The organism is Kitasatospora sp. NPDC059571 (assembly GCF_042735675.1).
In the GTDB taxonomy this organism is placed as follows: Bacteria; Actinomycetota; Actinomycetes; order Streptomycetales; family Streptomycetaceae; genus Kitasatospora.
The window spans coordinates 1-3,580 of sequence record NZ_JBHWBW010000424.1; the positions used below are offsets into that span (position 1 = coordinate 1).

The following is a 3,580-nucleotide window of genomic DNA, read 5'->3' on the forward strand; positions in this document are numbered from 1 at the left end:
CGGGTCCCACCCCCCCAGATCACACCCCCGGCTCGGAGCCCCGGGGGAAATCGCATCCCCCGGAATACCCCGATGTTCCGTCCGCCCCGACCCGGTTCCACCCGTTATGTTCCCGGGGCGGTGCCGCGCCGGACCTGCCCCGCCCTTGATCGCGGCCGATCGTCCCCGGGGCTGCCGCGGGCCTACTATTCGCCGTCGTTGTGGTCCCCCGCGTGTGAGCACCCTCACCGGCCGGGGGCGTTTTACCGACCCATTTGTGGGAGATTGTCCGTTTTCATTCCGGGCCCTGCAGTGATCCGGGCGACAGTCGGCAGGCACCCGCCGTGCACCGCCCGCACACCCGCCGTGACCCCGACCGCGCTGCGGCGCCCGCCCGGTGACCCGGATCACGCCGGCCGCGGCGTCCGGCGCCGGTGTCCGCGGCCACCGCCTCCCGGCCGACGGGTCCGACCGGCCGCGGGGTGGCCCGCCGCACGGGCGACACGGCCGGGGGCGCCGCGTGCCAAGGGGTGTCGGCCGGTCCGGCGCGGTCCTAGAATGCGGCACCGACATGGCATTACCGGCGAGTAGGGGCGGGGGAGCGATGGCGGACGGACGGGTCCACGCGTTCGGGGACGACGTACTGGGCGAGCACGATGCGGTGGCGCTGGCAGGACTGGTCCGGGCCGGTGAGGTGAGCCCGGCCGAACTCGCCGCGGCCGCCGCCGAGCGGGCCCGGCTGGTCGACGCCGCCCTGTCCCCGGTCGCCTTCGCCCGCTACGAATCGCCAAGGCTCGCCCCGCGGGGCGGTGACGCGCCGCTGCACGGCGTCCCGACCTACCTCAAGGACAACGTCGACCTGTCCGGCATGCCGACCGGCCACGGCAGCGCCGCCTTCCGGCCCCGCCCGGCCCGCCGCTCCGCCGGCTTCGCCGACCAGCTGCTGGGGACGGGCCTGGCGGTGCTCGGCAAGACCCGGCTGCCCGAGTTCGGCCTGAACGCCTCCACCGAGTACGCCGCCGCCGAACCCGTCCGCAACCCGTGGCGGACCTCGCACTCGCCGGGCGCCTCCTCCGGCGGCGCCGCCGCACTGGTCGCCGCCGGCGTGGTGCCGATCGCCCACGCCAACGACGGCGGCGGATCCATCCGGATCCCGGCCGCCTGCTGCGGCCTGGTCGGCCTCAAGCCGACCCGCGGCCGACTGGTGCTCAACGACCAGGGCCGGCGCCTGCCGATCGACCTGGTCACCGACGGTGTCCTCACCCGGTCCGTCCGCGACACGGCCGCGTTCTTCGCCGCCGCCGAGCAGGTCCACCGCAGCCCTGAACTCCCCCCGCTCGGCCTGGTCGAGGGCCCCGGCGACCGCCCGCTGCGGGTGGGCCTCGTCCTCGGCTCGCCGCTCGCCGAGGTGGACGAGGAGACCCGCCGCGCGGTCGAGGACACCGCACTGCGGCTGGAGGCCATGGGCCACCGCGTGGAGCCGGCCGTCCTGCCCTTCGGTGCCGAGTTCCAGCGCGACTTCACCCTCTACTGGGGCTACATCGCCTTCCTCGTCGCCGCCACCGGCAAGCTGCTGCTCGACCGCAGCTTCCGGGCCGGCCGGCTCGACGGCCTCACCTCCGGCCTGCGGAGCACCTTCCACCGCGAGTTCCTGCGCACCCCCGGAGTGCTGCGCCGGCTGCGGCAGACCGAGCACACCTACGCCGGGGTGTTCCGCGAGCACGACGTCGTGCTCTCCCCGGTGCTCGCGCACACCGCGCCGCCGATCGGCCACCTCAGCCCCAACGTGCCGTTCGAGGAGCTGATCCAGCGCCTCCACCGCTACGTGGCCTTCACCCCGATCAACAACGTCACCGGCGCGCCCGGGCTCGCCCTGCCGACCGGCAGCACCGCCGAGGGCCTTCCGGTGGGCGTGCACCTCTCCGCCGCGCACGGGCGGGAACGACTGCTGCTCGAGCTCGCGTTCGCCCTGGAGGCGGACCGGCCCTGGCGCCGGATCCAGGACTGACGTCCGGCCGGGCCGTACGCCCGGCGGGCCCAGGAGCTGTCCTCAAAGGCGGCCGGGGGCCGTTGCGAGCGCGGGCGGGACGGCTCTCGCGAGCACGTCCGCACCAGGTCCAACGGCGTTGGCGCGGCGCCGGGTTCCCCGTCCGGGTGTGAGTCTTCCCGCACCTCGTACGGCTTCTCGCGGCGCCGCGGGCGGGCGGATACTCCTGACTTCGCATCGGGGGAGGGGCAGTTGCCTGCCGCGCTCCCGCATGCCCGGCGACAGCGGAGAAGGGGCGGCCGAACGGTGACGGTCACGCAGGGGCGTACGGGGTCGCAGACCGCCGGGAGCGGGCCGGTGGCCCGCGGGATCCTGCCGGAGCGGGGCCCGCGGCGCACGCTCGCGGCGGCGAGCTTCGTCAACATGCTGGGCGGCGTGGTCTTCACGCTCGGTTCCGGGCTGTACTTCACCCGCGTGGTGGGCCTGTCGGTGGCCCAGGTGGGGCTGGGAACGGGTGCCGGCGCACTGGTGGGGCTGCTGTCCGGGATCCCGGTCGGGCACCTCGCGGACCGCCGGGGCCCGCGCGAGGTCTACCGCGCGACCCTGGGCGTCCAGGCGGCGGCGATGGCGGCGCTGCTGCTCGTCCGCTCGTTCTGGCTGTTCGTGATAGTGATCTCGCTGACCCAGCTGGCGAGTTCGGCGAGCCAGGCGGCGCGCGGGCCGCTGCTGCGCGGACTCGCGGGCAAGCGCCCGGCCGAGTACCGGGCGTACCTGCGGGCGGTGGTCAACCTGGCCGCCGCGCTCGCCGCGGCGCCGGTCGCCCTGGTCGTCCAACTCGACTCCCGCGGCGGCTACCTGTGCCTGGTGCTGGGCAATGCGGCGAGCTTCCTGGCGACCGCCGCACTGGTCGGCCGGCTGCCCTCGCTGCCGCCCGTTCCGCCGCCGCCCGGCAGCGGCGGCCGGTGGACGGCGCTGCGCGACCTGCCGTTCCTGGCGGTCACCGTGCTCGACGGGGTGCTGTCGATGCAGGGCACGGTGCAGGTGTTCGTGCTGCCGCTGTGGATCGTGGGGCACACCGAGGCGCCGCGCTGGTTCGTCGGCGCGGGCGTCCTGGTGAACACGGTGCTGGTGGTGCTGCTCCAGGTCCGGGTCGGCCGCCGGGTCACCTCGCCGGCCGCGGCCGCGCGGTCCTGGCGACGCGCGGGCTGGGCGTTCCTCGCGTCGATGGCGGTGATCGGCAGCACCGCCGGGCTGGGCACCCTGGCCGCCGTCCTCCTGATCCCGGTCGGGATCGTCCTCCACACGGTCGGTGAACTCTGGCAGGCCGCAGGCTCGTTCGAGCTGCGCTTCCGGCTGGCACCGGCCCACGCCCAGGGCCAGTACGCGGGTGTCCTCCGGATCGGCAGCGGGCTGGCGTCCGCGGTCGCGCCGGCCCTGCTCGGCGGGCTCTGCCTGAGCGGCGGGGCGGCGGGCTGGACGGCGGCCGGCTGCCTGTTCGCCCTGGTGGGCCTGACCGCGCCCGCCGGGTTGGGGTGGGGGGGAGGCACACCCCCGCCCCCCCCCCCCCCAACACCCGGCCCCCCGCCCCGCCCGCGCCGCCGCGGCCCCCCGCCG

2 protein-coding genes are annotated in these 3,580 nt (G+C 76.2%); both read left to right on the forward strand.

Annotated elements, in window-relative coordinates; translation table 11 throughout:
* The first annotated feature begins 583 nt into the window (after positions 1 to 583).
* Complete coding sequence (locus ACFV0G_RS31795) at positions 584 to 1,987, forward strand: amidase (protein ID WP_380555504.1); 1,404 nt, start codon at positions 584 to 586, stop codon at positions 1,985 to 1,987.
* Positions 1,988 to 2,323: 336 nt separating this feature from the next.
* Positions 2,324 to 3,580: MFS transporter (locus ACFV0G_RS31800; RefSeq protein ID WP_380555506.1), on the forward strand; the 1,257-nt coding region annotated here is incomplete at its 3' end.